The organism is Gammaproteobacteria bacterium (genome assembly GCA_011375345.1).
Classification (GTDB): domain Bacteria; phylum Pseudomonadota; class Gammaproteobacteria; order DRLM01; family DRLM01; genus DRLM01.
The window spans coordinates 1-5,339 of sequence record DRLM01000119.1 but is presented as its reverse complement, the minus strand read 5'-3'; the positions used below and the strand labels follow the sequence as shown (position 1 = coordinate 5,339).

Here is a 5,339-nt window from a genome sequence, read left to right as displayed (position 1 = left end):
GCACGCCCTGGTGCGCGGCATCCCGCCGCGGGCCGTCATGGCCGAGCTGTTCGGCAGGCGCGACGGCTGCTCGCGCGGCATGGGCGGCTCCATGCACCTGTTCGACGCCGAGCGCCGCTTCATGGGCGGCTACGCCATCGTCGGCGAGACCTACCCGGTGGCCATCGGCATCGCCTACGGCATCGCCATGCGCGCGCTGGACGACGTGGTCATCTGCTTCTTCGGCGACGGCGCGGTCAACCAGGGCACCTTCCACGAATCGCTCAACATGGCCGCCCTGTGGCGCCTGCCGGTGCTGTTCGTGTGCGAGAACAACCGCTACCAGATCGGCACCGAGATCCACCGCCACTCCGCCGTGGCCGAGGTCTGGAAGCGGGCCTGCGCCTACCGCATTACGGCGAAAAAGATCGACGGCATGGACGTGCTCACGGTATACCAGGCCAGCCGCGACGCCCTGGCCCAGATCCGCGCCGGAAACGGCCCCCAGCTTATCGAGTGCGAGACTTACCGCTTCCGTGGCCACTCCATGGCCGACCCCGGCAGCTACCGGCCCAAGGTGGAGCTGAAGGCCTTTGAACAAAACGACGATCCGCTGAACATCGCCATTGCCGAGACGGTGACGCGCTATCCCACGCCGGAGGAACTCGGCGCCGCCGGGCCCGACACCATCCAGCGCCTGGCCGGCCATCTGGACCAGGGCGGCCATGTCAGTGCTGAGGAGCTGGCGGTCATGCAGCGCGAAGTGGGGGAGGAGGTGGATGCCGCGGTGCGCTTCGCCCAGGACAGCCCCGAACCCACCCTGGCCGACGCTGAAGCGGCACTGGCGTGCAACCGTCATGGGGAGGTGCTGGTCTGATGAGCGGGCACGGGCAAGTGTATTACTGGCAGGCCCTCAACCGCGCCCTGGACGCCGAACTGGCGGCGGACGAAGCGGTATTCATCCTCGGCGAAGACGTGGGGCTCTACGGCGGCAGCTACCGCGTCACCGAGGGCCTGTACGCCAAGTACGGCGAATGGCGGGTGCGCGACACCCCCATCTCCGAGGGCAGCTTCACTGGCTTGGGTGTGGGGGCGGCGCTTGCCGGCCTGCGCCCGGTGGTGGAGATCATGACCGTCAACTTCGCCCTGCTGGCCCTGGATGCCATCATCAACATGGCCGCCAAGGTTCCGTTCATGTCCGGCGGCCAGTTTCCCCTGCCTTTGGTGGTGCGCATGCCCGGGGGCGTGGCCAGGCAGCTGGCGGCGCAGCATTCCCAGCGCCTGGAGCACACCCTCATGAATGTACCGGGGCTGCGTATCGCCGTGCCCGCCACGCCCCAGGACGCCTACTGGCAACTGCGCCAGGCTGTCCGCAGCGCTGAGCCCGTCATCGTGCTGGAGCACGAACTGCTCTATTTCACCCAGGGGGCGCTGGATCCGGCGGCGGAATCCCCGCCCATGCACCGCGCCCGCATCCACCGCGAGGGCCGTGATCTCACCATCGCCACCTGGTCGCGCATGCTGGATCTGTCCCTGCGCGCCGCCGGGCAGCTCGCCAAAGAGGGCATCGCTGCGGAGGTGATCGACCTGCGCAGCCTGCGTCCTGTGGACTGGGACACCCTCGTCGCCTCGCTGGAGAAGACCCACCGCCTCTTGGTGGTGGAGGAGGATTCGCGCTTTGCCGGCGCCGGGGCCGAACTTGTCGCCGAACTCACCGAACGGTGCTTCTTCTCCCTGGATGCCGCGCCTGTGCGGGTGGCCGCGCGGGAGCTGCCCATCCCCTTCAACGGCACCCTGGAGGCGGCCTGCATCCCGCGCGTGGCCGATATCGTGGGCGCGGCGCGGGCCTTGATCAAGGGCGGGAGCGAAGCGGGATGAGCGGGAGGCCGGGTTGCGGCGAGGCGGCGGCGGGGTTTTAAGGGCTCTGACCCCTTATAGCCACTGCGCTACACTAAGCCTTTCCTGGCAAGCCCCAAGGCCGTTTCCATGACCCCCACCCGCTCCCTGTTCTCTTACCGTCCCTACTGGGCCCGGCGCTTCGGTATTGCGCCGTTTTTGCCCCTGTCGCGGGAGGAGATGGACCTGCTGGGCTGGGATGCTTGCGATGTGATCATCGTCACCGGCGATGCCTACGTGGATCACCCCAGCTTCGGCATGGCGGTGATTGGCCGCATATTGGAGGCACAGGGCTTTAGGGTGGGGATCATCGCCCAGCCGGACTGGCGCTCGGCAGCGGCGTTTACGGCGCTGGGACGGCCCAAGCTGTTTTTTGGTATCACCAGCGGCAACATGGATTCCATGGTGAACCGCTACACCGCCGACCGCCGCGTTCGTTCCGACGACGCCTATTCCCCCGGCGGCGCCGGTGGCACCCGGCCGGACCGGGCAGTGGTGGTCTACGCCCAGCGGGCGCGGGAGGCGTATAAGGATGTGCCCGTCGTGCTGGGGGGCATCGAGGCCAGTTTGCGGCGAGTGGCCCATTACGATTACTGGTCGGACACCGTACGGCGGTCGGTGCTGGCCGATTCCAAAGCCGATTTGCTGGTGTATGGCAACGGTGAGCGCCAGATCGTGGAGATCGCCCATCGCCTGGCAGCGGGGGAGACAGTGACGGCACTGACGGACATTCGCGGCACAGCCTTCATGCGCCAGGGCGTGCCCACGGGTTGGCGGGAGCTGGACGCCACCCGGGTGGATGAACCAGGCCGGGTGGAGACGTACCCCGATCCCTGCGCCATGACTGCCGCACCCGGTTGCGCGGATCAGGGCGACAGCACAACTCGTTCCCTCTCCCTCTGGGAGAAAGCCGGGGTGAGGGGAGAAAAGAACATACAGTCCGCCCAGCTTGCCCACTTTCAACGCCCTGTTCTCAAACACGACCGCGCCCGCACCGTGCTGCGCCTGCCGTCTTTCGAGGCGGTGAAAAACGACCCGGTGCTCTACGCCCACGCTTCCCGCGTGCTGCATCTGGAAACCAACCCCGGCAACGCCCGGGCCCTGGTGCAGCGCCACGGCCAGCGCGATGTATGGCTCAACCCGCCGCCCCTTCCTCTTACAACCAAGGAACTGGACCGGGTGTTCGAACTGCCCTACGCCCGCCAGCCCCACCCGGCCTATGGCGGCGCCCGCATTCCTGCTTACGAAATGATCCGCTTTTCGGTGAACATCATGCGCGGCTGTTTCGGTGGCTGCACCTTCTGCTCCATCACCGAGCACGAGGGGCGCATCATCCAAAGCCGCTCCGCAGACTCCATCGTGCGGGAAATCGAAACCATCCGTGACAGCGTGCCCGGTTTCACCGGAGTGGTTTCGGATCTCGGTGGTCCCACCGCCAATATGTATCGCCTGGCCTGCAAAAGCCGGGCAATTGAAGCGGCCTGCCGCAAACCCTCCTGCGTGTATCCCGACATCTGTTCCAATTTGAACACCGATCATGGGCCCTTGATCAAGCTTTACCGCCGCGCCCGCGCCCTGCCCGGCATCAAAAAGATCGTCATCGCCTCCGGCTTGCGCTATGACCTGGCGGTGGCGGCACCGGAATACGTGAAAGAGCTGGTGATCCACCATGTGGGCGGGTATCTCAAAATCGCCCCCGAGCACACCGAAGCCGGGCCGCTGGCCAAAATGATGAAACCGGGCATGAGCGCTTATTACCGCTTTAAAGAGATGTTCGACAAGTATTCAAAAGAAGCGGGCAAGGAACAGTATCTCATTCCCTATTTCATCGCCGCCCACCCCGGGACCACCGACGAAGACATGTTGAACCTGGCGCTGTGGCTGAAGCGCAACGGCTTTCGTGCCGACCAGGTGCAAACCTTTTTGCCCTCACCCATGGCCACCGCTACAGCCATGTACCATACGGCCAGAAACCCCCTGCGCAAAGTGCGCCGCGGCGGCGGTGAGGTATTTGTTCCCAAAGGGCTCAAAGTGCGGCGCCTGCACAAAGCCTTTTTGCGCTATCACGACGCATACAACTGGCCGTTGCTCCGCGAAGCTCTCAAGCGCATGGGGCGCACTGATTTGATCGGCAATGGCAGGCACCATCTGGTGCCCCGCTGGCAGCCGGAAGGGACAGGCCGGGGCAGCAAAAGCAGACGCGGAAAAGAGCGCGAAACACGGCCGTTTATGACGCAACACACGCGCTATCCCACCGCTGCCAAAAAAGCCGCGAAGCATCGCAAGCGTGCCGGCGTATATCGCCGCGCGCGATAGCGACGCGATCATCGTTTCCGTAGCCTGGATGGGAGTCAAGCGGCGGCGTGTTTGAGGTGCGTGATTCCGCTGACTGCCGGGATGCCGGGACCTTGCCCTTCGATTACGTACGCTGCAATGTTACGCCATCCACCCAGTGCAATAGCCGGATAAATGGACTTCAGCATTCTCGACTTTTTTCTATCATTGCTCGTCATCACCTTAAGCGCCGTGGTGCAGGCCGCCACGGGCCTGGGCGCGGGCTTGTTGATTGTGCCCCTGTTGGCGCTGATTCATTTTGACTTGGTTCCGGGCCCCGTCATCTTTGGCAGTCTGGCATTGACCGCCCTGATGAGTTATCGCGGCCGCCGTGACATTCGTTATGCCGGTATGTCCGCCTTGCTGCCCGGGCTGGTGGCGGGAATGATCGTGGGTGCATTAACAGTAAGCTATGTGCCGCCCGCATCCTTGGGCCTGGTGTTTGGCATGTTGATCATTCTCGCCGTCGTGCTGAGCGCCAGGGGTTTGCGTGTCGCGTTCAAACCGTCTGTGCTGGTTGCAGCCGGTGTCTTGTCGGGATTTATGGGGACAACTGCGGCGGTGGGGGCGCCCATTCTGGCCTTGTTGTATCAACACGAAGAAGGCAAGACCCTGCGGGCGACCTTGGCGTTCCTTTATTTGTTGTCGTCGGTGCTGATGCTGCTCATGTTGCACCTCGTGGGCTACTTCAGCAGTGACCACATGGTATTGGGTGTGTATCTGATGCCGGGCTTTGTGCTGGGCTATGTCTTGGCGCAGCGTCTGACGCGCCAACTGGACAGCGGTTATACGCGGCCGGCCGTGCTGATGGTGTCGGTGGTGAGTGCCTTGGTGCTGATTCTCAAGAGCGCGGTGTTTTGACGGCGCGAGCGTCGCAACGCAAGCTCTTGCAAGAATTCAGGCGGGAGCGGTGCTCCGCGTACTCCGCCCCGGTCAGGGAGGGGTTTGGCAGCTTGTTGAAAAATTTTGTTTTTCAACATCCTGTTATTAACCCGGCAATTAGGATTGTCGGGTTAATGGCGCGGCACAGGGATGTGCCGCCATTGGCGCAAGTCAATGCGAGCCCGCGAAATACCAGCCATTTCGCACAATGGCGCCCGTATTTCGCGGGCGGCAATCAAACAGGTCAG

Annotated in this window: 4 protein-coding genes; all 4 read left to right on the top strand. The window is 63.9% G+C overall.

Annotated elements, in window-relative coordinates; translation table 11 throughout:
- A partial coding sequence (locus ENJ19_08860) for a pyruvate dehydrogenase (acetyl-transferring) E1 component subunit alpha (protein HHM05841.1) occupies positions 1-856 on the top strand: 856 nt, incomplete at its 5' end.
- The gene (locus ENJ19_08855; protein HHM05840.1) at positions 856-1,857 is read left to right on the top strand and encodes an alpha-ketoacid dehydrogenase subunit beta; all 1,002 of its coding nucleotides are present in this window, start codon (positions 856-858) and stop codon (positions 1,855-1,857) included. The genes ENJ19_08860 and ENJ19_08855, both read left to right, overlap by 1 nt.
- Before the next feature lie 108 nt (positions 1,858-1,965).
- Entirely contained in the window at positions 1,966-4,191 is a 2,226-nt protein-coding gene (locus ENJ19_08850; GenBank protein ID HHM05839.1) for a YgiQ family radical SAM protein, read from the top strand.
- 153 nt (positions 4,192-4,344) lie between these two features.
- Positions 4,345-5,070: a sulfite exporter TauE/SafE family protein gene (locus tag ENJ19_08845; GenBank protein HHM05838.1), complete on the top strand. Its 726-nt coding sequence runs from the start codon at positions 4,345-4,347 to the stop codon at positions 5,068-5,070.
- The last annotated feature ends 269 nt before the right edge of the window (positions 5,071-5,339 follow it).

Coding starts and splice junctions, on each gene's coding strand:
- ENJ19_08855 (HHM05840.1), top strand. CDS start 856: ATGAGCGGGCACGGGCAAGTGTATTACTGGCAGGCCCTCAACCGCGCC.
- ENJ19_08850 (HHM05839.1), top strand. CDS start 1,966: ATGACCCCCACCCGCTCCCTGTTCTCTTACCGTCCCTACTGGGCCCGG.
- ENJ19_08845 (HHM05838.1), top strand. CDS start 4,345: ATGGACTTCAGCATTCTCGACTTTTTTCTATCATTGCTCGTCATCACC.